The following is a 25,760-nucleotide window of genomic DNA, read 5'->3' as shown; positions in this document are numbered from 1 at the left end:
CTAAATAATTAAAACAGAGTAGACTTATGATTCAGATAATCAGTTCCGAATTTTTTAATACTAAACTTTAAATCGTCAATATAACACGCTTGGTTTTTAGGGTTCCATAGAAAAAAGGTGGCTTCGGTTGAATCTGTTAATTTACAAGGCTCGTTAAAAGTAAATACATAGTGAAGTTTATTCCAGCCGTTTTTGTTTGGAATTAAATTTCCATGGTTGGTTTGATAAATTTCGCCACATTTTTTTCCAACGGTGGAAAGAATAACCTGACAGTCTTCTCCTTTTTGCCAAGCGCTTACTTCTATTAGATCTCCTTGTGTAATATTTTTAAATTTATAAGTAAAACAAAAAGGTGAAGCCGGCGAAAGTTTAGCACAGTATTTACCGCTAAATGATATTGAGTCGCAGCGTGAAGGAGTTCCTTGCACAAAAACACTATCATCACTAGTAGCTAATAAATCGTTAGAAGTTTTTTCTAGATCACAAATCCACTCTAAATTACTTATAAATGTTTTTTTCACATAACGATTATAAATGATTTTGAATGAAGAAAGGTTTATTAAAAGAACAAACAATAAAATAGGGATGAAAAAGAGACGAGTTTCATTTTTTCTTACCCCACTTATAAAAATAAAAATGGCCGGAAATAATGGAATTAAGTAGCGTCCCTGCAATACATCTACTATTCCTTCACCAACACAATCCCAGGTTAAGTGTTGTGATAAGAGTAGCGTGAGAAAGGAGGCAAGGCTTGCCCCAATCAATATCAGTTTTTGCTTTATACTTAATTTAAACTCATTTTGCTCTTTATAGGCAACCCATAAAATAAACAAGTATGCAAAATAAAATATACCTCTTGGCAATGGAATATCGTTATTCCCAAAAGTACCGATGTATCCGGCAAGGTAGGTATAAGGGTGCTTAAACAAACTGCGGTAAACCACTTTTGGAAAGTAAGTGACATCAGATAATATTATTTCTTTTTGGGCTTCAAAATTTGCGCAATGCGAAAGGCAGCAATTGTCTTTGTAAGCCGCGTTATAATCTGCATACGCTATCAGATTAGATTTCACGTGCAATGACCACAAGGCGCTGGCCATTAAACAAACAATGAGTATAAAAAGAAACAGACTTATTTTTTGCCTGATATTATTAAATCGTTCAACAGGAATAATTAAGAAGGATACAATCAACCAAACATAAACTACTTTGGCTAAAGCCAATCCTAATCCAATAAAAAGTAAAATGTAAAGACGCTTTGCGGTAAATTTTCTTCCGTCGAAGGCATAATTTAAACTTAGTCCAAGAAATGAAAAGGAAAATAAGTTTGTCATTGTGTCCGCGCTAAACGAGTTGCTCAAATACAAATTCATGGGTAATAAAAGCAAAACGCTAAATAACCATTTACAAACCGGCAGTTTTTTGATTAACATAAACATGCAAACTGTCCATACCAGATAACTAAAAATTCTTCCGAACTCATATAAAATCCAAGGTTTTGCATTAAGATTTTTCCCAATGAAAAGAGCAATGGTTTGTGGTAGATAAGAAACAACATTATAGTTAGACGTATTTGGGAAATCATCAAAGGCCATTTCGTCTTTATAAAGTGAAGCAGCTTTGGCTTGTTTGTAATGCGTGTTATCTAAAGTATATTTTAAATTGGTGGCCGCAAACCGAAACGGTTGAACATATTCTTTAAATGAAATGGGCATTTTTCCGCCTAATCTGTTATTTTCTTTTTGAGGAAGAAAATGCCCATCGGCTAAATGATATGCCCTTCTAAAATGATCATGCTCATCCGGTACCTGTAAAGGAGGTACAAAGTATAAATAGAATCCGCCAAATAAAAGGGCCGAGATCAGGAAAAAATAATGCGGAGTTATTTTTTGAAGAAATGTTTTCAATTAATATTTATATTTTGAGAGAAATTTGTCCAATATATTGTGTTGGCGGACGAACATCTCCGGGTCTTGATTGATACTCAACATTAGTGATGTTATTTACTATGAACGAAAACTTTAATTGTTTGTTGAGGTTAAATGAAATACGCGCATCATGTATCCATACGTCTTTTTGAAAGTCATTTAAATTCTCCCGCAATCCGGGTAAAATATAAGTTGAAGGGATTTCATCCCAATTAACCCCATTGGCAATATCATTATATTCATGTAAAACACTTATTACAAATCTTCTATCTATATTTTCAATCTTACTTTGATAACGTACGCTATAACCAATTGAAATAAATTTATAATCTAATTGAATATCATTTTTCAATAAATGTCGGTTTCGGTATTTTAAAGTTTTAATGCCTGGCAAACCTAAGGTGTCGGTTAAAGGATTGTAATTTGGAGAAACGGGATTGATAAAGGTATAACCTCCGAAAAGCGTTAGATTAACGGGGCCAATTTTTCCTGTTCCCGTTAAGCTTATTTCGCCACCGCTAATAACTGCTTTTCCAATGTTTTGAGATTTAAATCCCGCAAAGGGCTGATCGAGATAAAAAATTCCTGTTTTTCCTCCGGGTTTATAGATATCAAAAACAAATTCAATCATATCACTATATTCTGTATAGAATCCGGCCAAATCTAAAAAGCCTTTAAAATTGGATATTTTGAAACCCTGTTTTATTCCTAATTCTGCACTAAAAGCTCTTTCGGGTTGTAGCGAAGCGTTAGGATATATTTTTAAAGCACTTACCGCAGTACTGATATACTTTTCGGCTACACTCGGAAACCGGTACCCTTGTCCAAACGAAGTCCGTATAAAAGTATATTCAAAAAGTTGATAATTTAAACCTAAACGGGCCACGGGCTGAAATGGTAAACTTACTTTACTCGTTTTAGGCAATAAATAACCGTTTGTTTTTGCCGTATCCACTTTATAAAATTCTCCTCGTAAACCAAATGAAATATTTAGTTTTTGAAAGATCTTTTTATCAGCTTGTACGTAGGCTGCAATATTTTGGCCGGTGTGTTTTCCATACAAGGAGTCGCCTAAAATCATTTGTTCCATATAAACAGCACCGGAAGTTATATTAAGTTGTTTGGTAAAGTGAACCTGGTGTTGGAATTCTGAATAATACAATTCGGCCGTGCTTCCCTGTCCTTTATCATTTGTGTTTTCAGTTTTAAAATAGCGGTTTCTCAATGAAAACTTATTTGCTCCTTTATAGTATGTGATGTACGGGTCTACATTAATTCTATTGTTATTATATCTTTGAATATCTCTGCCTTGCGGAACATAGGCCGAATCATAATTTTGCCAAAGAAAAAACAGTCCGCCCTTGGTGTTCATCATATTGGTATTTAATCCCAAGGACAAACCGGCCACTTTTTTAAAGTTATAGCGCAAATTCACATTAAATCGTTCTCTTTCTTCGGTTTCCAGCATTCGGAAGCCATCGTCGCTGAATTTATGACCGGCAAAAACCAAATCCAGATTATTTATTTTTTGACAATGCGAAAAATTAACTCCTCTTTGTGCTTGAGAACTTCCTTTCCACCATTTGTAAGTTTTACGGGGGGCATCAAAACTTCCGTAAAACATTGTCAATTTTGTAATGGGTTTATCCCGGGCGTATAAGGTTCGTAAATTCACAACGCCATTTAAAGCACTGGAACCAAACAGGGCAGAGGATGCACCCTTTATTACTTCAACTTGTTCTAAATTCTCTAGTGGCAAATAGTTCCATTTAATATCTCCTGCATCAGCACTTATCATGGGCATTTCATCAACCAGCATTAAAACTCTGCTTCCGGCCCCATAACTAAAACCGCTTCCTCCTCTTATACTGGCTTGTCCATCGGCCATAGTAACACCTGAAACTTGACCTAAAATTTGATCAAGCGATGTCACATTTTTATTTTCAATTAAAGTTGGTTTTAATATTTCCATACTCACCGAAACATCACTTAATTTTTGTTCGTATTTACCGGCGCTTATCACCACTTCATCTAACGCTGTATTGGCATCACTTAAATAAAAATCGTATGTGGCGGCGTCACCCTCTTTAAAATTTACATTAATGGTTTTGGTTGAGTAGCCAAACATTTGACAAGAAATAGTGTGACTTCCCGGAATGGTGTATCCTTCATAATATCCACCACCGTTACTAACCGCAAACATTTTACCGTCAATATTAATTATTGCCCCTTCTAACGAGTCATTGGTTTTTTCCTCATATACATGGCCTTTTAAGAAATAAGTATTCTGTGCATTCAAAATGCTACAAAACAGAGCAATCAATAGCGTAGAGATATACGTAAATTTGACCAAGGCCTTTAATAAAATTACAAGGTAATGATAGTTGTTTAAAATTGAAAAAAGAAATGGATGGCGAGGATTTAATTTATCAAATAGGTTTAACACTTATTGATGGGGTTGGCGATATAAATGCCAAGAATTTACTGGCTTATTGTGGAAGTCCCAGGGAAGTGTTTAAGCAGAAAAAGACTAGTTTAACCAAAGTGCCGGGGATAGGGGAGCGCTTGGCCTTATCTATATCAAATCACAAAAAACTTTTAAAGAGAGCCGAAGAAGAAGTAAGATTTATTGAAAAATATAAAATTAAACCATTGTTTTTTACCGATGAAGAGTATCCAAATCGTTTAAAATATTGCAGCGATAGTCCTATTATGCTATTTTATAAAGGGAATGCTAATTTAAATAAATCTAAAGTTATAAGTGTGGTTGGGAGCCGTAAACCTAGTGAATATGGTAGGCAGATGACTCAAAATTTCATTCAGGAATTGCAAGGCAGCGATGTGTTGGTGGTGAGCGGCCTGGCTTACGGTATTGATATTTGTGCCCATAGAGCTTCATTGGACAATCAATTACAAACCGTGGGCGTTTTGGCTCACGGCTTAGACCGTATTTATCCGCAAACCCACGATAAGACTGCCAAAAAAATGATAAGTAATGGGGGCTTATTGACTGATTTTATGAGCGGAACAAATCCGGATGCTGTTAATTTTCCGAAAAGAAACCGGATAGTGGCGGGAATGTGCGATGCGTTAGTTGTGGTGGAAAGTAAAAGACAAGGCGGAAGTTTAATAACGGCCACCATTGCTAACAGTTATAATAAGGATGTTTTTGCTTTTCCCGGAAGAGCGGGTGAAGCTTTAGCAGAAGGGGGAAACGGACTCATTAAACAAAATAAAGCTGTATTGATTGAAAACGCAGCTGATTTATTTTATGCCATGCAGTGGGAAGAAAAAGAAAGCAAGAAAAAAGCCGGACAAATTCCGCTTTTATTAAACCTAACTGATGAAGAAAAAAGAATTATCAATGCCTTTGGCTCTAAAAAGGAAATGCACATGGATGAAATCTGTTATATCAGCGGAATGACCATAAGTAAAGTAGCCGCACTATTATTACAAATGGAATTTAATTATATCATCAAAAGTAAACCGGGTAAAATGTTTGAAGTACTTTAGAGTAAATTAAAATTTTTCTCTTAGATTTATATTGTGAGAAAAAGGTTTTTTTGTGGGATATTAATTTTTTGTGCTTTGGGAGGCATTGGAACTTTAATGGCTCAAAAAGCCTTGGTGGATTCACTTAAACTTTCTTTAATAAACGCAAAACACGACACAACGCGTTTTAACATCAGGTTCATGATTGGAGAGTTAACGCCAATTCATCGAATGGGATACTGGGATTCGTTGAAAAACGATTGTGAAACGGCACTTAAGGTTTTTGACGGAAAATCAAATTCAAAAATGAGTCCGGAGCAAAAAGTATTTTATACACTCGAAGCCGGTGCTATTGGAAATATGGCTTTTATTGCGCAGCGTACAGGTGATGTTGCTCAGTCGCTCATTTTGCAGGAACGTAGTTTGCGTATGAGGGAACTAATTGGAGACAAGTTAGGCCAGGCTAATTCCCTTCATAACATAATTCAAATTTATAAAGGTCAGGGACAATGGCCCATGGCGCTTGAATATTCAAAGAAGGTGCTGAAAATTGGGGAGGAAACAAAAAACAAATTTATATTGGGAGTTGCCTATAATGGTATTGGCCATATTTATTTAAAAACGGAAATAACAGATAGTGCAATGAAATATTTTGATCAAAGTTTAACAGTACGTAAGGAAATTAATGATATATCCGGTATTGCAGACTGTTATTATTGTATGGGCTTGCTTTATCAAAAGAGAGGTGATATTAATCAAGCATTGAAAAATTTTAATGAAACTGTACACATTTATGAAAAAATGGGCGACGAAGGCTCGAAAGCGGCCACACTTTGTCATGTTGGAAAAATGCACCTTCAGTTAAAAAACTATTCAATGGCTTTTAAGTGCTTAAACGAAAGTTCAGATATCAGCAACAAATTGGGATATCCCGAATTAATAAGAAACTCTTCCTCTATGCTGGCTAAAACTTATAAAGCTACCGGAAATTATAAATTGGCTTTACAAAATTATGAGATTTATATTCGATTTCGCGATAGCATAAGTAGTATGGCAAACAAAAAAGCCGCTATAAAAAATCAACTCAAATACGAATACGAAAAACAAGCTGCGGCTGATTCTGTTGCACACGCTAAAGAAAGTGAAGTAAAAAATGCGGAGCTGGCCAAACAAAACGCAGAAATAAAGGCAAAGAAAAATCAACAATATGCTTTATTTGGAGGGTTGGGATTAGTAATGATCTTTGCGGGATTTATGTTTAACCGCTTTAAGGTTACCCAAAAACAAAAGGAAATTATTGAACATCAAAAAGAAATTGTTGAAGAGCAAAAGAAACTCGTTGAAGAAAAACAAAAAGAAATTCTAGATTCGATTCATTATGCGCGAAGGATACAGATGGCGCAGATACCATCGGAAAAACGTGTGATCGGGATGCTTCATAAGGTTAAAAAGCGGGAATAAATCACTATCTTCAAATCATGTTCCGATTTTGGTTCATATTCCTTTTACCACTTTCCTTTTTAGGACAGAACAAAACCATCGATTCACTTCAGTTGATATTAAAGAACGCTAAGCATGATACAACCCGTTGTATATTGTTATCCAAAATGATTGAATTGGAAAATGATGATGCTGTTTGGCCGGTTTGGAACGAACAGATTTTCCACATTTCTGAAAATGAACTTAAAGCAAATTCGCCATATCGCCATTTTTATTTAAAATACCATTCTTCTTCAGTGCGGAACAAAGCTTATTTATCCTTTAACAATGGTCATGCACAGGAGGCAATATCACTTTATCTAAGTACCATAAAAGCATTCGAAGAGCTTAAAGACAAAGGGGAAATAGCTGAGACTTACAAGAATATTGGAACAATACACGAGCGTTTATCGCAAATGAAAGAGGCTGTGATGTATTGGGAAAAATCGCTGAAAATATTTGAAGAGCTTTATGATAAGGGAGGAATTGCAACAATATTTGGAAGTTTAGGGGTTGTATACGACAAGCAAGGTAACATTCCCAAAGCCATTCATTATTATGAACTCAGTTTACGGATGCTGGAAGAATTGAACGATAATGTAGGTGTGGCAAATGCCTTGCTCAACTTGGGCTTTGTTTACCAATCGCAAGGCGATGTTGAATCTGCTTTAAACTACTACCAAAAAGCTTTACTCTTACAGAAAGAGGTAAAAGACAGAAGAGGCGAAGCATATTCATTGCATGGTATTGCAAAACTCCTTGCAAAAAAGGGAGAGCAAATAAAAGCCCTGGAGTATTATGAAGAAAGTCTAAGGATCAGAAGAAATATAAATGATAAGCAGGGAGAGGCGCAAACGCTTAATAACATGGCCGTTATTTTTAATGAAGAAGGGATGACCGAAAAAGCGCTGGAATATCATCAACTTGCCAAGAACTTACAGGAAAAGACCGGTGAAAAAAAAGGGCTGATTGGTACGCTCATTAACATGGGAAGGATTTATCTTAAAAAAGACCGGATGCCACAAGCTTTAGATAATTTTAGTAAAAGTTGGAGTCTTAGTAATGAGTTAGGCTTTCCGGAAGATATTCGCAATTCAGCGTTTCAACTAACAACCTATTATAAAAAGTCAGGAGAATACAATAGGGCGCTGCAATTTTACGAGACATATATTCAAATGCGCGATAGCATCAATAATGAATCAACCCGCAAAGCAAGTATCAAATCCCAACTCAAATACGAATACGAAAAACAAGCGGCGGCTGATTCTGTTGCACATGCTAAAGAAAGTGAAGTAAAAAATGCGGAACTGGCTAAACAAAGCGCAGAAATAAAGGCAAAGAAAAATCAACAGTACGCATTGTTCGGTGGATTAGTGTTAGTCATGATTTTTGCCGGGTTTATGTTTAACCGTTTTAAAGTAACCCAAAAACAAAAGGAAATTATTGAACATCAAAAAGAAATTGTTGAAGAGCAAAAGAAACTCGTTGAAGAAAAACAAAAAGAAATTCTAGATTCTATTCATTATGCTCGGCGAATTCAAATGGCGCAGATACCTAGCGAGAAAAGAGTAGCCGCATTAGTGAAACGATTGCGATAATAATGTTTACTTTAATCTACTTTAAATACATCTAAATTCTGAAAATCAAAACTGAAATCTGTCAGGGGCGAAAATGCTTCCACTTTAAATCCGGTAACCTTGCCAGCGTTATCAACAATAAAATGTACAAATGCATCAGCATCAAAACTACGCTCGTTCCATTTCACAATAAATGTATTTGTATTATAAAAGAACATTTCACCTTTCATTCTAATTGATTTTGAGGAATTAAAAAACATCCGTCCGTTTTTTAGACTTATTTGAATGTCTCCATACCAGCTATCGCGAAACTTACCACTATATTTCTTAAGATTTTCTTCAGATAATTTTACAGGGTTTGTCTTCAAATTGGTATTTATTGAGTCACAAATTCTTGAAGCGTATAAATTTGCTTTTTTTACTCGCTCGGCATTTTCAGTAATCCAATCTTTTTTAGTTAAGCCAATGTATCCATCCTTAATGCAATTAGTGATTGATGTAAAGGCAGCACCTACTTGCTGATTGGTTAGCACAATGATTCCTAAATTTAATTCAGGAATCAAAGTAACCTGTGTAACCATGCCCGCCAATCCGCCTGTATGACCCACTTGTTTAAATCCATTCACATCATTAATTACCCAACCCAAACCATATCCGGAAAATTTAGTATTGTAAGGTGTGGCGGTTCGCACAGCAATTGGAGTTTGAATAGACCACATTTGTTGTTGCGATTTTTCGCTGAATAATTGTGAAGAATTGTTATCACCGTATTTTCCTTGGTTCAATTGAGCAATTACCCATTTACTTAATTCAACAATATTTGTTTGAATTCCGCCGGCGGCGTTAGCTGTTTCACTCCAGCCAACGGGTACAACTTTCATTTTTCCATCTACTATTGCGTGTGGTCGAGCAACGTTCTTTTTTTCTTTTAATTTACTTAAACAAGGAGCACTATTATTCATGCCTAAAGGAATCATAATTTTTTGTTCAATAAAATCATCCCAGCTTTTTCCGCTAATTCTTTTTATAACTTCGCCTGCAATAATGAAAAGGTTATTGTTATAGTCGTATTTGCTTCTGAAACTGCTTACCGGCTTTAAGTATCGCATTCCATGAATAATATCCTCTATACTATGTAAATTAGAATCGGGCCACATCATCAAATCTCCGGCGCCAAGCCCTAAACCACTGCGATGACATACTAAATCACGAACTGTAAACTCCTCACTTACATATGGGTCGTACAAGGTAAATTCTGGAATATATTTTCTGACTTTATCATCCCAAATAAGTTTTTTTTCTTCAATTAATATAGATAGTGCGGCTGTTGTAAAGGCTTTGCTATTGGATGCAATTCCGAAAAACGTATTTTCATCTACTTTTTCATTTGTTTCAATATTTTTCACGCCATAACCTTTTGCATGTATGAGTTTACCATCTTTTATAATGCCTATGGCAATGCCAGGAACCTCAAATGCTTCAATAGCTTTATTAGCTAATGCATCAATTTCAGATGCGGTAAGGGGTTGTGCCTTGTAAAAAGTAAAAGAGGTAAGTAAAAAGATAAAGCTGGTATAAATACGAATCATAATCTCGGCTATTAATTTAATTAGTTCTGCTATTTACGAAAATTGTTTCAAAAAACAGCATTATGATTAGTAAATCGATAGGTTTATATTGTGATTGTATCCTGTTAAATTTAAAAGAAATTCCGCAATTCATGAAGGAGAGGAATGAGGTTGGTTTTCCTGAAAATACTAGTGCGGGCCATTAAACCCGGAAATATTATCACAGAAAAACAAAAGGAAATTCAAGATACTATTCATTATGCGCGAAGAATTCAAATGGCGCAAATTCCGAATGAGAATGAAACCTTTTATTTAAAAACACAATTTGAGAAATTAAAACTTCTTAAAATTTAATATTTGAATATGACTTTATCCAATTATATTAGTATTGTTTATGCTTCATAAAACTTTTATTATTCTCTTTTTCTCCTTTAGGTTAAGTTCACAGATTAATTATGCAGATTCATTGGGAAAAGTACTTTCTCAAGCAAAGAATGATTCTACCAGGGTTAAAACCTCCTTAATGCTTGGAGAGCAAATTTATGGTGAATTTCCAGATTCTGCCTGTAAACTATTTAAAAGTGCACTTGAGAAATGCATTTCCAAACTAAATAATGAAACTTCATCAAAAAATGCATTAACAAAAGTTGAAAAAAAATTCTATACTTATAGATATGCCATGTCATTAAATAATTGTGGATTTTGTCTGTCTGTTCGAGGGCAGTCTGATTCAGCTCTAAAGCATTATAACATGTGCTTAAAAATTCAAAGAGAAATTCATGACTCAACCGGAATTGCTTATTCGCTTAACAATATAACTTATATTTATAAAGATAGAGGATTGCATAGTAAAGCACTACCAATGGATCTCGAAGCATTAAAAATTCGCGAACTACTCAAAGACACTTCTGCCATTAGTCAATCGCTTAACAATATTGCATATTTATATGAAAATCAAGGTCAAATCAATTTAGCTCTTGAATATTATCAAAAAGCACTAAAATTAAATGAATTGATTAAGGATCAGGATGGAATTATAACGAACCTAATTAACTTAGGCATGGTGTACAAAGGACAAGGGGATCTAGATGCTGCATTTAAATATTGGGAACGTGGATTATCGGTAGTTGAGAAATCTGGCCATAAGGAGTCGAAAGCTACTTTATTAAACAATCTAGCAAGTGCGCATTCAACATTGGGACGTTATGATCTCGCATTAGAAATGCTATATTCTTCATTGGAACTTTATAAGATAGTTGGGTTTAAAAACGGAGTAGCCTTTGCTTTCATGAATATTGGTTATGTATACGAAAACAAGAAAATGAGTAAGGAAGCCTTGCAATATTATGATTCAGCACTAGTAATCAGTAAAAGCACTAACGATCAAAGCGGTCTTTCTTCTGCATTAATTAAAATTGCATCAGTGCATATCAATAATGGTGAGTATAAATTGGCACAGCAAAAAGCGAGCGATGCTTTGGTAATTGCCAAGAAAGCGGGATTTGTTAAAACAATTATGGGAGCAGCAGAACATCTCTGGATTATAAACAAACATATTAAAGATTATAAAAGCGCAGTTGATAACTACGAACTTTATATTCAAATGCGCGATTCAATAAACAATGAATCAACCCGTAAAGCCAGTATTAAAAATCAACTTAAATACGAATATGAAAAACAAGCTGCAGCAGATTCTGTAGCGCATGCTAAAGAAAGTGAAGTAAAAAACGCAGAGCTGGCCAAACAAAGCGCAGAAATTAAAGCTAAGAAAAATCAGCAGTACGCTTTATTTGGAGGGTTGGGATTAGTAATGATCTTTGCAGGCTTTATGTTCAATCGATTTAAAGTAACACAAAAACAAAAGGGAATTATTGAAAAACAAAAGTTACTTGTTGAAAATCAAAAGAAAATTGTGGAGGAAAAGCAGAGAGAAATTCTAGATTCTATTCATTATGCGCGAAGAATTCAAATGGCGCAAATTCCGAATAATAGTCGCATTCTGGCAATGCTTAATCGCACGATAAAAAAAAGTAAAAACTAATCACTTTTATTTTTCAAATAAATTTTATTTTTACTAAATGTTAAAACTGAATAAAGTTAATGTAGTTTTTTTGTTTGTTGTTTTTACTTATACCTCTCTTTCTGCTCAGGTAAAAGACAGCATTTATTTTGGTCTACTTGGGCAGAAATGTAAATCCCACCTCAATGGCAATTTAGATTCAGCTTCATTTTATGCAAACAAAATGTTAATCGAGTCTAAAAATTTTGACAATCCCCGAGTTAAGGGTTTTGCCAATAATTTAAAAGCAGTTTGTTTTATTTACAAGGGTAAATATGACTCGGCAATTTTTTATTTAAAAAACGCTATTCACTTTTATGGTAATGGATCCACTAAAACAGTATGCGATGCCAATTCAAACTTGGGAATTTGCTATGACTATTTAGGGAATTATTCAGAAGCAATTAAACATTATTTACGATCAATGCAGATAGCTGAATTCAATAAAGATAGTGTTGCAATAGCCCGAGGCGGAAATAATTTGGGAACAATTTATTTTCAACAACACGATTATAAAACAGCTATAAGTTATTTTCTCAAATCATTAGAAATTCGCGAACGACAGAAAGATGATTATGGAATTGCCTCTTGTTGTATAAATTTAGGTTCTTGTTACGATGAGCTGAAATTAAACAAAGAATCAGAAATGATGTTCCGGCGATCATTGAAGCACGCTTTAATTATTGGTGATTCTACTTTAATAGCCGAAAATTATACAGCCATGGGCCAGCTGTTATCTGAAGCAAATAAATATAATGAGGCGATTGAAGCGTATAATAAAGTATTGCCAATATATCATCATTTAGGCGACCCTAGATTATTAAGTGAAATTTATTGGCGCATCGGCGACACTTATGGAAAACTAAAGCAAATGAATAAGTCACATCAGTTTTTGCTGATGTCTAAGTCTTATGCCAATTCAGCTTCTTATTTAATTGGGATAAAATCAGCCTGTGAACGTTTGGTTGTTACTTCCGCTGCATTAGGTAATATTGACAGCACAGGATATTACTTACAACAAGTAAACAATATACAGGATACACTGTATTCGGAAGCGAATGCAAAAGAGATTGCAGCAATGACGGAGAAATACGAATCAGATAAAAAAGATGCACAAATTGCGCTTAAAAATGCACAGTTGGAAAAGCAAAAGGTAGAATCTGATAAAAAAGCAACACAACGAAATGTATTATTTGGCGCTTTGGCACTAAGTATTTCACTGGCTTTTATTTTCTATCGTAACTTTAAAAGTAAAAGTAAGGCAAATCTTGAAATTCAAAAACAAAAAGAGGTGATAAGTGAGCAAAATATTATTTTAGAAGAAAAACAAAAAGAAATACTAGACTCTATAAAATATGCCAAAAGAATACAAATGGCGCAAATTCCTAGTGAAAATAGAGTGAAAAATATTATTGAAAAGCTACACGTTAAAAATGAAAATTAAACTGTCAATTCTTTTTATAAGGCAAATTATTTTAATTGGTGTTCTTGCATCCTTAAATTTACAGGCTCAAAATAGTTTTCGGGATTCGCTTAAAATACTTTTAAAAAAAAGCATTCCAGACTCAATTAGAATTAATGCGCTTAACGAATTAATCAACGATGAAAAGGATAGGGATTTGTGGGATATTTATAATGAAGAAATAATAAAAGTATGTGAACGAAATTTAACATGTGAAAATGAATCTTTGAAAAATTATTATAAGGAAAGTTTAGCCTCTGCATATAATAATAAAGGATATATGGAAAACCTGGCAGGAAATAATTTCGCTGCATTAGAATTATTTAAAAAAGGAGTTATTTATAGTTTACAAGTAAATGATAGTTTAACTGCCGCCTATTCTTTAATTAATATTGGCGCTGGTTATGATATTCAAGGGAATTTATTAAAAGCGCTGGAACAATATCATTTAAGTTTAACCTGGCTTGAAAAATTAAAAGATAAGCGTGGGATGGCGGCATGTTTAATTAATATTGGGAATATTCATAAAAAGCAAAACGAATTGCAAACAGCCTTAACGTATTACGAAAGGAGTCTAAAGTTAAATTTAGAACTAAATGATTCGAGTCGAATTGCATCGTCTTATAATTATTTAGGCATGATTAATTCCGATTTAGGTTTAATGGATAAGGCTTTTTATTATCACATAAATGCATTAAGAATCAGACAAGATGTTCAAGATTTAGACGGGCTATCAAAAAGCAATAATAATATTGGTTTTTTGCATAAAATGGCAAAGAATTATGATTCTGCTTTGTATTATTTTAATGAAGGATTAAAGTATGCAAAGTTAGTTCGAGATAAAAAATCTATTTCAAATACTTTAGATATTATAGCACAAGCATATTTCGAAATGGATAAATTTAGTGAAGCAATGTTATCAGCTCAGGAGAGTATGAAAATGGCTAAAGAAACACAGAGTCCAATAGTTATAAGAAATTCAGCACGTACATTAAGGTTTATCTATTTAAAACAGAAAAAGTATAAAGAGGCTTATGATATGTTTGAACTGCAAATTAAAATGAAAGACAGTCTTAGTAATGATGAAACAAGAAAAGCTTCCGTAAAAAAAGACATGCAGTATCAATTTGATAAAAAGGAACTCACGATGTTGGCCGAACAAGACAAATTAAATGCATTAGCTAATGAAGAAATCAGGCAAAAGAAAAGGGAAAGAGTGTTTTTCAGTATTGGTTTGTTATTTATGCTGGTTATTATTGTGCTTGTATTTATTAGTTACAGTCAAAAGAGAAAAACGAACAAATTAATAGTTGAGCAAAAAGCACAAGTGGAACAAAAGCAAAAGGAAATTTTAGATTCTATTCATTATGCCCGCAGAATTCAAATGGCAATGATGCCAAGAGAAAAGAACATTTCAGTAACTTTAGAAAAAATTCAAACCAGATCTTGAGAAAAATTATTTATTCTGTGCTAACGTAGCACCAAGATACTCTCTGTTTAATCTCGCAATATTTTCTAAGGAAATTGATTTTGGACATTCGGCTTCACAAGCACCGGTATTGGTGCAATTACCAAATCCTTCTTCGTCCATTTGCTTTACCATGTTTAATACACGGTCTTGTTTTTCAATTTGTCCTTGTGGCAATAAAGCTAATTGTGAAACTTTAGCGGATACAAATAACATCGCGCTTGAATTTTTGCACGCAGCCACACAGGCTCCGCAGCCAATACATGCGGCTGCATTAAAGGCACTATCTGCATCATCTTTATTTATTAATATATTATTTGCATCCTTTGCGTTTCCGGTATTAACACTCACGAATCCGCCGGCAGACATAATTCTATCGAATGAACTTCTATCTACTGCTAGGTCTTTTATAACCGGAAATGCTGCACTTCTCCAGGGTTCTACCACAATAGTATCGCCATCTTTAAAACTTCGCATATGCAGTTGGCAGGTAGTAATTCCTTCTTTGGGACCATGTGGACGGCCATTAATATACATACTGCAAGCACCACAAATTCCTTCTCTACAATCATGATCAAAGGCAATGGGTTCTTTTCCTGTTCCTATTAATTGTTCATTAACAACATCAAACATTTCAAGAAACGACATGTCCGGAGATATGCCTTTTGCATCGTAAGTTTCAAAACGACCTTTTTCGTTTTTGTTTTTTTGTTTCCAGACTTTTAAAGTCAAATTCATGTTTCCGCTCATATTCTATTTATTATGCGTAATTTCTTTGGGCCAATTTAATATTTTCGAATTTTAATTCTTCTTTATGTAATTCGTAATTACTTTCTCCTTTATATTCCCAGGCAGCAACATAAGTGTAGTTATCATCATCACGCTTAGCCTCTCCGTCAGGAGTTTGATATTCTTCTCTGAAATGTCCACCACAACTTTCATTTCTGTTTAAAGCATCAATACACATTAATTCACCTAACTCTAAAAAGTCGGCAACACGATGGGCTTTTTCTAGTTCCGGATTAAATTCTTCATTAGATCCTGGCACACGAACGTCTTTCCAAAATTCAGCACGTAAAGCTTTTATTTCTTCGATAGCCTGTGTTAATCCTTCTTTATTTCTGGCCATACCACATTTATCCCACATTATTTTTCCTAACCGCTTATGAAAATGGTCAACGGTTTTACTCCCTTTAATAGAAAACAATTTATTAATTCTTTCCTGCACCTCAGCTTCTGCTTTAACAAAGGCTTCATGATCGGTAGGAATAGACTTGGTACGAATCTCTTCAGATAAATAATCACCAATAGTGTATGGAATAACAAAGTAACCATCAGCTAAACCTTGCATTAAAGCAGATGCCCCAAGACGGTTAGCTCCATGGTCACTGAAGTTAGCTTCACCTAAAGCATATAAGCCCGGCACCGTGGTCATTAAATTATAATCAACCCACAAACCACCCATGGTATAATGCACTGCCGGATAAATTCGCATTGGCATTTCATATGGATTTTCATCGGTTATTTGTTTGTACATATCAAACAAGTTCCCGTATTTTTCTTTAATTACATCTTTACCCAGCTGGATAATTTCTGCTTTGCTAGGATTATGCAAACCTAGTTTATTTGCTTGAATTTTTCCGTATCGCTCAGTGTTTGCTGCAAAATCAAGATAAACCGCCATTTTGCTTGCGCCAACCCCATAACCTGCATCACAACGTTCTTTTGCCGCACGGCTGGCCACATCTCTGGGAACTAAATTTCCAAATGCCGGATATCTGCGCTCTAAATAATAGTCTCTTTCTTCTTCCGGAATATCTACCGCTTTTCGTTTATCATCTTTGTTTTTTGGCACCCATATTCTTCCGTCGTTTCTCAATGACTCCGACATCAAGGTTAATTTAGATTGATGATCGCCAGATACAGGAATACAAGTTGGATGAATTTGTGTGTAACAAGGGTTGCCAAAAAAAGCACCTTTTTTATGCGCTTTCCAGGCAGCTGTTACATTACACCCCATGGCATTTGTAGATAAATAAAATACATTACCATAACCTCCGGTGCAAAGTAAAACAGCGTGACCAAAATATCTTTCCAACTTTCCGCTAACTAAATTTCTTACAATAACGCCACGGCATTTTCCGTCAATGGTTACGGTATCCATCATTTCATGTCGGGTCATCATTTTTACGGCACCCATCCCCACTTGTCTTTGTAAAGCACTATACGCTCCTAATAAAAGTTGTTGTCCGGTTTGTCCGGCTGCATAAAAAGTTCGTTGCACCTGTGTTCCACCAAATGAACGATTACTTAAAGTTCCGCCATATTCCCGCGCAAAAGGTACGCCCTGTGCTACGCACTGGTCAATAATATTACCCGATACTTCGGCAAGTCGGTGAACGTTAGCTTCTCTGGCCCGATAGTCGCCACCTTTAATAGTGTCGTAAAATAAACGATAAACACTATCACCATCATTTTGATAATTTTTTGCCGCATTAATTCCACCTTGAGCAGCGATGCTATGCGCTCTGCGGGCAGAATCCTGATAACAAAATACGGTAACTTTGTACCCCATTTCTGCTAATGAAGCAGCGGCCGATGATCCGGCTAAACCCGATCCGATTACCAATACTTCTAAACTGCGTTTGTTTGCCGGATTTACTAAATGAACCGTGGAACGGTATTTAGTCCATTTATTCTCTAATGATCCTTCCGGAATTTTGGCATTTAATTTTGACGAAGTTGCCATAGTTGAATTAATTTTTTAAAAATAAATTAAAGGTCTTGTTTAATTAAGCCCAAGTAAATAACCAAAGGCATGGCGGCAAATATGGCCGGTATTACAATTGAAAAAATTACACCGGTCATTTTAATTAACGGAGTATATTTTTTGTGATTCATTCCTAGCGTTTGAAATGCACTTTGAAAACCATGTAGTAAATGATAAGCTAAAGAAATCATGGCTAAGCAATATACAACAACAACTAATGGATTAGAAAACACTTCAAACATTTCATTATACATAGTTTCTTTTCCGGTTTCCATGGCTTCAGCATTGGTATGTACTAAGTGATCCGTAAATCGACTTACCACCCAAAAATGTTTCAAATGAATAACCAAAAACATTAAAATTAATGTTCCTAATAAACCCATCCAGCGACTGTACCAAGTGCTGCTAACATTTCCGCCAACAACTTGATATCCTATTGGCCTAGCTTTTTTATTGGCAAGTGTTAAAACTAACGCTTGAACAATATGTAAAATTATACCTGCAAATAGTACAATTTCCATGGCTCGAATAATCCAATTGGTTCCCATAAACTCGCAACCCAAATTAAATGTCTCGCCACCGTCATTTAAAAATATTAAACTGTTCACAAAACAATGAACTAATAAAAAGCTTATTAAGAAGAGCCCGGTAATGCCCATAATGAATTTCTTGCCAAGCGAAGAACTAAGAAAACCAGATTTTTTATCCATAAAAGTCAAAAATTATTTAAATACTTTGCGTTTTTCGAAATGCGAATATGACGCGCACAAATGTATTAAGCAAATGATACAACAACAAGTTTTAGTTTACTCTATTTATGAAACAACTTCAAATTTGACATTTATTTAGAATTGTTTTAAATAGTAAAATTATGTAAGATTTCCCACTTCTTATCCAAGCATAACAAACTAAAACCCTGATAGTTGAACTGGTCCTCAAAGGTTTTTTTCTCAAATTTTTCCCACATCTTATAAAACTGCTGTTTTTTTAAATCTCTGAAAGCAATTGTGATATGCGGATAAAAACCCCTCAAATCATTGAGCTCATTAAACAAACCCAATTCACGCTTGGCAAATCCCATAAATAAGTAATGCAAATCTGTTAATTCATTGCTTTTTTTTACATCTACATAAATAACTCTTGGTGAGAAAGTATTGAAATTATAGAGTTGAATAAGAAATTTCTTATTAAAATGAAATGTACCCAACTTTTCAATCAACTCGTTTTCTCTATCAGATTTCCATGAAAATGGGCGGTGAAGGGTAATGTGCGACGGCGATCGCAAAGCCCCTTTAAGCTTATATTCATTAAAAATTTCTAATTTAATATTTTCAATTTTTTCGAATACAGAATCAGGAGGAATGATAGCCACAAAGTATTTTTTATTCCTCTCCATTGTCAATGCAAACATGCATAAATTATATTAAATTTGCATGTACCTATTTAAAATTATGCAGATTATTATTCCTATGGCCGGCAAAGGAAAGCGGATGCGGCCCCATACTTTAACAACCGCTAAACCACTTATCCCGGTTGGGGGTAAACCCATTGTGCAGCGCTTAGTTGAAGATATAACCAAAGTATGCGGCGAAAAAGTGGAAGAAATTGCCTTTGTGATTGCTCCTGATTTTGGCAAAGATGTAGAAAATGATCTAATTTCTGTGGCTAAATCACAAGGCGCTAAAGGAAGTATACATTATCAAAGCGAAGCATTAGGTACAGCTCATGCTATAATGTGTGCTAAAGAAGCGATTAAAGGAAAAACCGTGGTAGCTTTTGCCGACACGCTTTTTAAAGCAGATTTTGTAATGGATACTAAACAAGAAGGTGTGATTTGGGTTCAGCAAATAAAAGATCCAAGACAATTTGGAGTTGTGAAGTTAGATACTCAAGGCGTTATAACGGACTTTATAGAAAAACCGCAGGAGTTTGTGAGTGATTTGGCCATTATTGGAATATATTATTTTAAAGATGGTGATAATTTAAAAAAGGAATTACAATTTTTGTTGGACAACAAAATTACTGAGAAAGGAGAATATCAGTTAACCAACGCATTAGATAACATGAGAAAGAAAGGAGTTAAGTTTACTCCCGGTCAAGTAACCGAATGGTTGGATTGTGGTAATAAAGATGCCACAGTGTATACGAATCAACGTGTACTTGAATTTGATGCCAATAAAAAGGAACTGAAAGGAAAAGGAATAAAAATTACAAATTCTACTATTGTTGAACCTTGTTATATTGGCGATGAAGTGGAAATTGTAAACTCCGTGATTGGCCCACATGTTAGTATTGGCGCAAACTCAAATATAAATAATAGTTTAATCAGTAATTCCATTTTGCAAAAAGCAACAAAAATAAATAACAGCAATATTACAAACAGTATGATAGGCACCGGCGCTCAGGTTAACGGAAAAAGCGCTGATTTAAGTTTAAGTGATTACACACAAATAATTGTATAATAAATTAAGTCATATTTTTATTTTACTTACGGTTTTCATCGGTGTGTTATTTTCATGTAAAAGTAAAAAGGAAGCGGTTGGCATAAAAGAAAAGGATAGCAGAGGAAGCAATGCAGATCCGTCAGGTGAAATACGTTTTGGTTTAATGTTTATTGACGGATGTGCATACCGGATGAAGGGTAATTTGGAAGAAGCTAAAAAACTTTTTCTGGAGTGCAACAAGATGGATCCAAAAAATGCGGCAGTAAATTATGAACTGGCTACGCTTTATAAATTGCTGGGGGTGAATGACCAAGCCCTAATTTATTCTAAGGCCTGTGCTAATGCTGAGCCCAACAATGTTTGGTATCAGTTGAGTTTAATCGAATCCTATCGTACATTAAAACTATATAAGCAATCGGCTAAAATTTTGGAAACTTTGGTCAAAGAAAATCCATCAAAAATGGAATTTAAAGAAGACCTGGCTATCGAGTACCAACGATTGGAAATGTATGACAAAGCTTTTAAAGTATATGAAGATTTAGAAAAAAATCTTGGAATAATTGAAGAACTAAGCTTAAGAAAATCAAAACTTTTACGGAGCCTGGGTAAGAAAAAAGATGCCGAAATAGAATTAATAAAGCTGTCGCAAAGTAATGCTAACGAAACAAGGTATTACTCACACCTGGCCGACTATTACATAGAATATGGAGAACTGGAAAAAGCAAAAACCATGTACGATAAAATTTTGTCTATCGATCCAAGAAATCCGGTAGTAAATTTAGCATTGCATGATTATTATAGTGCACAAGGGGAAACCGAAGCCGCTTTTGATCATTTAAAAAAAGCATTTTTAAATCCGGATTTAGATATTTATACAAAAGCTAGCATCACTAGTTCTATTTTTGATAAAAAAATGGATTTGCCATATTACCGTGAACACGCAAAGGAATTAGCAGAAATTTTTATACAAGTACATCCCGAAGCTTCTGAATCAAATGCCATTATGGGAGATTTTATGATGCGCGAAGGAAATCTTGAAAAAGCAAATGAATTTTATTTTAAAGCTACAATTAAAGAAAAGGGGAATTATTTATTATGGGAAAAGTTAATTAATACAGATGTTAAATTGGGAAAATACGATTCGCTTCAAAGCCATAGTTTCGATGCGATGGAATATTTTCCGAATATGCCTTTATTCTATTATTATAATGGTTATGCCAATATTCAATTGAAAGCATTTAAAAAAGCTTCGCAAGCTTTAAAAGACGGCCTAGAATTTGTAATTGATAATAAAGTGCTAATGATTGATTTTTATAAAAATTTAGGAGAAGCCTATTATTATTCAGGAAACAAAACAGAAGCATTTGATGCATTTGATAATGTATTAAAAATTGATGCAGATAACACTTTTGTGTTAAATCAATACGCATATTACTTATGCGAAATGGACGAAAACCTTGAAAAAGCAGAAAAACTGGCACGTAAAGCGAACGAACTTTCTTTGGAAAACGCAGCTTATATGGATACCTACGGATTGATATTGTATAAACAAAAGAAATTTATTGAATCGGAGAAATGGCTAAATAACGCATTAAAACTTAATAAAAGAAACCCAACTATACTTGAACATTTGGGAGATTTGAATTACAAATTAAATAAGAAAGTAGAAGCATTACAGTATTGGCAGGAAGCAGCAAGTGCAGGCGGCAATTCAGCAGAATTATTTAAAAAAATAAAGGATAAGAAGCTAGATGAGTAAACCAATAAAAATTCTTCTTGTTGGTTTTGTGTTTATGCTTGTATTAATAGCGTGCAAACATAAAAAAAGCATTCAAAAAACAGTGCCGGTTGTTACAGCGGACACAGCAAATTCTAAATGCAAAATCGATTATAAAAATTCCAAGGCGTTAATCCGTTTAATTAAAGAAAATGAATTTAATTTTGATTGGATAAACGCAAAGGCTAAAGTTGAAACTTTAATTGATGGGAAAGAAGAAGGATTTGACATTAAATTGAAAATCAGAAAAGACAGCGCTATGCTGGTGCAAATAGAGGTGGTAGGGGGATTGGTGAATGTAGCTAAATTATTAATTACAAAAGATTCTGTAAAAATGGTGGACTATATTCATAAGCAGTATTTTAAAGGAGATTTTGTATTTATTAATGAACAATTAAACGCAGATTTGGATTTTGAGGTTGTACAGGCTGTTTTATTTGGTAATAGTGCAGAATTTCATGATGATGAAGAGAAATTAAAGCCCGTAACCGATAGGCAGAATTGCCATTATATATTAAGTACAGAAAGAAAAAGGAAACTGAGAAGAATACAACAAGGTGAAAGAGATTTAAAAAAAGCGCTGCAAGCGATTACGCTTAACCCCGAAAATTATAAAATCATTAATAATGAATTTATAGATCCGGGGACAAATCGGAAATTTATCGCTGATTATAAGAATTTCATCCTAAAAGACAGTGTTTTTGCACCATACCTTGTTGATATTGACATACAGGCAGAGAAGAAAGCGCGTATTAATATTGAGTATGTTCGTATTGAGAAAAATAAACCTCAAAAGCTAAATTTAAATATACCTGAAAAGTATGACCCAATTCAATTTCAAAAAAACAATAAATAGCTCTTGGCTATTGTTTGCTTTTTTTGTTATTGCTTTTAGTGTAAATGCCCAGCACCATTCAAACGGTAAATCAGAGCTCGAATCAAAAAAGAAAAAAATAACGGAAGAAATTCACGAAATAAATAATATTCTTCGTGAAACAAAAGCCAACAAAAAAGTTACACTCGGCGCGCTTCTGAACTTAAACATGAAGCTTGAAAAACGTCAGGAGCTCATAAATACAATCCTGGCACAAATCAACATACTGAATAAGGATATAGAGATCACTGAAAGTAAAGTGGATGCGCTCAAAAAATCCTTGAATAAATTAAAAAATGAATACGCCAGAATGATTATTACCGCACAACGGAATCAAGACTCTTACAGTAAACTCATGTTTATTTTTGCTTCCAACGATTTTAATCAAGCCTACGCCAGACTAAAATATTTTCAACAATACAGTGAATACAGAAAAAAACAAGCAGTAGAAATTGTGGAAACGCAAACTCAGTTAATTGCAAGTTTGAATGAATTAAAGCAGCAACGTAGCGAAAAAAATATATTGCTTGGTAACGAGGAAACAGAAAAAAACATATTGAATACGGAAAAAGCGGAACAGGAAACGGTTATTTCGGCGCTGCAATCAAAAGAAAATGAATTGAAACGCGAATTAGAAAAAAAGAAAAGAGAAACCTATGAGTTACAATTGGCCATTAAAAAAATAATTGCTGAAGAAATTAAGCGGAAGGCCGAAGAAGTTGCCAAGAAAAGGGCCGAAGAATTAGCAAGGAAAAAAGCAGAGGCCGCAAAAAATAAAACTAATAAAGCAACCAATAAAAGTAACGAAACCAAAGTAGCCAACACTACTTCGGAAACAAAAAGTTTACCTGAACTGGATGCGGAGGATATTGCGCTAAGTGCAGATTTTGCGGATAACAGGGGTAAACTTCCGTGGCCGGTTGGAAAAGGAGTTATATGCGAGCCATATGGCGAACACGAGCATCCCGCTATCAAAGGGTTTATGATTGTGAATAACGGTTTGGAAATATGTTCCGGTAATGGAGCGGAAGCACGTGCTGTTTTTGCCGGTGAAGTGAGAAGTATTGCAGTTTCACCCACGGGAGGGAAGTTAGTGATTGTAAAGCACGGAGAATATATGAGTGTTTATTGTAATTTATCCGACGTGCATGTAAAAATGGGACAAAAAGTAGAAAGTAAACAGGCAATCGGGAAAGTGATGTATAATGATGATGAAGGAAAAACTTCCATGAACTTCCAAATTTGGAAAGGACAAAAAACCATGGATCCGGGAGGTTGGCTCTATAAAGGAAGGTAAGTCACAAAAAAACCCCCAATTTTCATTGGGGGGTTATTTTAATTATTTTTGAAAAACTCGTCGTAACTAACTTCTTTCGGTTCTAACGTGCAAGTACTTTTTATTAAATCCAAAACTTTTTTGCTATAAAGATTTTCGAAAATCTTTTGAGCTTCTTTTTCTCTGCTCAATAAATCTTTTGCAATTTTATTTAAATCATCTTCTGTTGGCTCTTGTCCATATCGACGATATTCGCCACGAATAAACATTTTTGCCTCTTCAATAGCTTCTTCTCCTTCTACTTTTATTTCATTATCCTTAATGATTTTATTTTCAATCAACTTCCATTGCATGGCTTTGGCATAATTAGGATAATCTTTTTCCAATTCTTCCTGAGTAATAGGTTTTTCGTTTGCGGCCATTAACCAGCGTTTTAAAAAGGAATCGGGCAATTGAATATTTAATTTTTCAACCAATTTTTTCTCAACTTCCGTTTTCAAAAAACGATCCGCATCGGCACTAAACATTAATCCTAATTCTTCACGAATTTTATTTTTGAATTCTTCTTCTGTAGCAACTTTTCCTTCACCATACACTTTATCAAACAATTCTTGATTTAATTCCGCATCTTCCATTCTTGAAATGTTTTTAACAGTAAGTTGTAAATTGCAATGTGTGTTTTCTGCAATCTCCTTATCTATTCCTAACGAAACACTTTTATCTAATGCGGTTTCGTATAAATCATCTGCATTAATGATGAGTTTGTCTTCTTTTTTAGCGCCAATGATTTTACTTTTTGCATTTTCATTTTTTAGTCTTTCTGCGCTTATGCTGCTGCTTTTAAAAATACCGCCTGCTTTTATTTCGCCATTCTCATCTAATTCATTGATGTCCACAAAAACAACATCTTTTTCTTCGGCTACTTCCGGGTTGCCCGGTTTGCCATAATTTCTTTTGATGTCTTTAATATATTTGTTCACCAAATCGTCATCCACTTTCACGGTTTTTAAAGTAAATTTTTGATTGTTGTCTAATTTTACATCAAACTGCGGGCTTAGGCCTAACTCATAAGTAAATTCAAAATCTTTTTGTTTTTCAAAATCAACCGGAGTTGTTTCTTTGGGTAAAGGATTTCCTAAAATTTCTATTTTATTTTCATCAATGTATTTGTAGATGCTGTCTTGCAATAATTTGTTTATTTCATCAGCTAAAATCTGAGTGCCGTATTGCTTTTTAATTAATCCGGCAGGTACTTTTCCGGGTCTGAATCCCGGCATGGACGCCTGACGTTGCACTTTTTTTAATGCTTCATTTACTTTGGGTTCATAATCCTGAGCGCTTAATGAAATTTTAATTTCGGCATTTAAAGCGTCAATATCGTTCTTCTTAATATCCATCATTTTATTTTTTTACGAGGGGCAAAAATACAAATTTTTTGTCATCCGATTGTAAATAAGTAATTGAAAAGCAGAATTTTAAGAAATGCTGAAATTATTAAAATGTTGATAAACAAACCTTTGAGGTTTTATTAAGCGCGGCCATTTTTAGGGGCCATAAAACTAATAAAAAAAGCGGCCATAAAAGCC

The 25,760-nt window shown here is 34.3% G+C and carries 19 protein-coding genes; 11 read left to right on the top strand and 8 right to left on the bottom strand.

Going from position 1 to position 25,760, the window contains the following annotated elements; genetic code table 11:
* Window positions 1–8 precede the first annotated feature (8 nt).
* Window positions 9–1,907, bottom strand: coding sequence for a DUF2142 domain-containing protein (locus tag IPM51_13905; protein MBK9285392.1), 1,899 nt, complete (start codon window positions 1,905–1,907; stop codon window positions 9–11).
* 7 nt (window positions 1,908–1,914) lie between these two features.
* Window positions 1,915–4,227, bottom strand: a complete 2,313-nt coding sequence (locus tag IPM51_13900) for a TonB-dependent receptor (GenBank protein MBK9285391.1) — start codon at window positions 4,225–4,227, stop codon at window positions 1,915–1,917.
* A gap of 107 nt (window positions 4,228–4,334) precedes the next feature.
* Between IPM51_13900 and dprA the strand changes: the two genes are divergently transcribed.
* The 3 genes from dprA (at window position 4,335) to IPM51_13885 (ending at window position 8,497) form a co-directional block, all read left to right on the top strand.
* Window positions 4,335–5,441 carry a DNA-protecting protein DprA gene (dprA, locus tag IPM51_13895; protein MBK9285390.1) on the top strand — a complete coding sequence of 369 codons (1,107 nt, stop codon included), beginning with the start codon at window positions 4,335–4,337 and terminating at the stop codon, window positions 5,439–5,441.
* A 75-nt stretch (window positions 5,442–5,516) separates the two neighbouring features.
* Window positions 5,517–6,881 carry a tetratricopeptide repeat protein gene (locus IPM51_13890; protein ID MBK9285389.1) on the top strand — a complete coding sequence of 455 codons (1,365 nt, stop codon included), beginning with the start codon at window positions 5,517–5,519 and terminating at the stop codon, window positions 6,879–6,881.
* A gap of 17 nt (window positions 6,882–6,898) precedes the next feature.
* On the top strand, window positions 6,899–8,497 hold the full coding sequence (locus IPM51_13885) for a tetratricopeptide repeat protein (protein ID MBK9285388.1): 1,599 nt from the start codon (window positions 6,899–6,901) through the stop codon (window positions 8,495–8,497).
* An 11-nt stretch (window positions 8,498–8,508) separates the two neighbouring features.
* Here IPM51_13885 and IPM51_13880 read toward each other — a convergent pair whose 3' ends face one another.
* Entirely contained in the window at window positions 8,509–10,065 is a 1,557-nt protein-coding gene (locus IPM51_13880; GenBank protein ID MBK9285387.1) for a serine hydrolase, read from the bottom strand.
* Window positions 10,066–10,209: 144 nt separating this feature from the next.
* Between IPM51_13880 and IPM51_13875 the strand changes: the two genes are divergently transcribed.
* From IPM51_13875 to IPM51_13860, 4 genes are all read left to right on the top strand, one after another.
* The gene (locus IPM51_13875) at window positions 10,210–10,398 is read left to right on the top strand and encodes a hypothetical protein (GenBank protein ID MBK9285386.1); all 189 of its coding nucleotides are present in this window, start codon (window positions 10,210–10,212) and stop codon (window positions 10,396–10,398) included.
* A 112-nt stretch (window positions 10,399–10,510) separates the two neighbouring features.
* The gene (locus tag IPM51_13870) at window positions 10,511–12,085 is read left to right on the top strand and encodes a tetratricopeptide repeat protein (GenBank protein MBK9285385.1); all 1,575 of its coding nucleotides are present in this window, start codon (window positions 10,511–10,513) and stop codon (window positions 12,083–12,085) included.
* Window positions 12,086–12,122: 37 nt separating this feature from the next.
* The gene (locus tag IPM51_13865; GenBank protein MBK9285384.1) at window positions 12,123–13,547 is read left to right on the top strand and encodes a tetratricopeptide repeat protein; all 1,425 of its coding nucleotides are present in this window, start codon (window positions 12,123–12,125) and stop codon (window positions 13,545–13,547) included.
* Window positions 13,537–15,015 (top strand): tetratricopeptide repeat protein, encoded by a 1,479-nt coding sequence (locus IPM51_13860; GenBank protein ID MBK9285383.1) that lies wholly within the window; start codon window positions 13,537–13,539, stop codon window positions 15,013–15,015. Before IPM51_13865 ends, IPM51_13860 begins: the two co-directional genes overlap by 11 nt.
* 6 nt (window positions 15,016–15,021) lie before the next feature.
* Here IPM51_13860 and IPM51_13855 read toward each other — a convergent pair whose 3' ends face one another.
* The 4 genes from IPM51_13855 to IPM51_13840 all read right to left on the bottom strand — a co-directional run bounded on the left by IPM51_13855 (window position 15,022) and on the right by IPM51_13840 (window position 19,199).
* Window positions 15,022–15,783 carry a succinate dehydrogenase/fumarate reductase iron-sulfur subunit gene (locus tag IPM51_13855; GenBank protein MBK9285382.1) on the bottom strand — a complete coding sequence of 254 codons (762 nt, stop codon included), beginning with the start codon at window positions 15,781–15,783 and terminating at the stop codon, window positions 15,022–15,024.
* A 10-nt stretch (window positions 15,784–15,793) separates the two neighbouring features.
* Window positions 15,794–17,782, bottom strand: coding sequence for a fumarate reductase/succinate dehydrogenase flavoprotein subunit (locus tag IPM51_13850; GenBank protein MBK9285381.1), 1,989 nt, complete (start codon window positions 17,780–17,782; stop codon window positions 15,794–15,796).
* A gap of 26 nt (window positions 17,783–17,808) precedes the next feature.
* A complete protein-coding gene (locus tag IPM51_13845; protein MBK9285380.1) occupies window positions 17,809–18,513 on the bottom strand; it encodes a succinate dehydrogenase cytochrome b subunit in 705 nt (234 codons plus the stop codon).
* Window positions 18,514–18,659: 146 nt separating this feature from the next.
* Window positions 18,660–19,199: a 2'-5' RNA ligase family protein gene (locus tag IPM51_13840; protein MBK9285379.1), complete on the bottom strand. Its 540-nt coding sequence runs from the start codon at window positions 19,197–19,199 to the stop codon at window positions 18,660–18,662.
* 55 nt (window positions 19,200–19,254) lie between these two features.
* Between IPM51_13840 and IPM51_13835 the strand changes: the two genes are divergently transcribed.
* The 4 genes from IPM51_13835 to IPM51_13820 are packed head-to-tail and all read left to right on the top strand — an operon-like array spanning window position 19,255 to window position 24,195.
* Window positions 19,255–20,265 (top strand): nucleotidyltransferase, encoded by a 1,011-nt coding sequence (locus IPM51_13835; protein MBK9285378.1) that lies wholly within the window; start codon window positions 19,255–19,257, stop codon window positions 20,263–20,265.
* Window positions 20,258–22,006, top strand: coding sequence for a hypothetical protein (locus IPM51_13830; protein ID MBK9285377.1), 1,749 nt, complete (start codon window positions 20,258–20,260; stop codon window positions 22,004–22,006). The genes IPM51_13835 and IPM51_13830 overlap by 8 nt, the downstream gene beginning before the upstream one ends.
* Window positions 21,999–22,880, top strand: coding sequence for a DUF4292 domain-containing protein (locus IPM51_13825; protein MBK9285376.1), 882 nt, complete (start codon window positions 21,999–22,001; stop codon window positions 22,878–22,880). The genes IPM51_13830 and IPM51_13825 overlap by 8 nt, the downstream gene beginning before the upstream one ends.
* Window positions 22,846–24,195 carry a peptidoglycan DD-metalloendopeptidase family protein gene (locus tag IPM51_13820; protein ID MBK9285375.1) on the top strand — a complete coding sequence of 450 codons (1,350 nt, stop codon included), beginning with the start codon at window positions 22,846–22,848 and terminating at the stop codon, window positions 24,193–24,195. Before IPM51_13825 ends, IPM51_13820 begins: the two co-directional genes overlap by 35 nt.
* Before the next feature lie 38 nt (window positions 24,196–24,233).
* Here the strand turns inward: IPM51_13820 and tig are convergent, their stop codons facing one another.
* Window positions 24,234–25,574: a trigger factor gene (gene tig / locus IPM51_13815; GenBank protein MBK9285374.1), complete on the bottom strand. Its 1,341-nt coding sequence runs from the start codon at window positions 25,572–25,574 to the stop codon at window positions 24,234–24,236.
* Window positions 25,575–25,760 lie beyond the last annotated feature (186 nt).

It is taken from the genome of Sphingobacteriaceae bacterium (genome assembly GCA_016715905.1).
Taxonomy (GTDB): domain Bacteria; phylum Bacteroidota; class Bacteroidia; order B-17B0; family Aurantibacillaceae; genus Aurantibacillus.
Note: the sequence above shows the minus strand (reverse complement) of the source record. Positions and strands in the feature narration are given on the sequence as shown.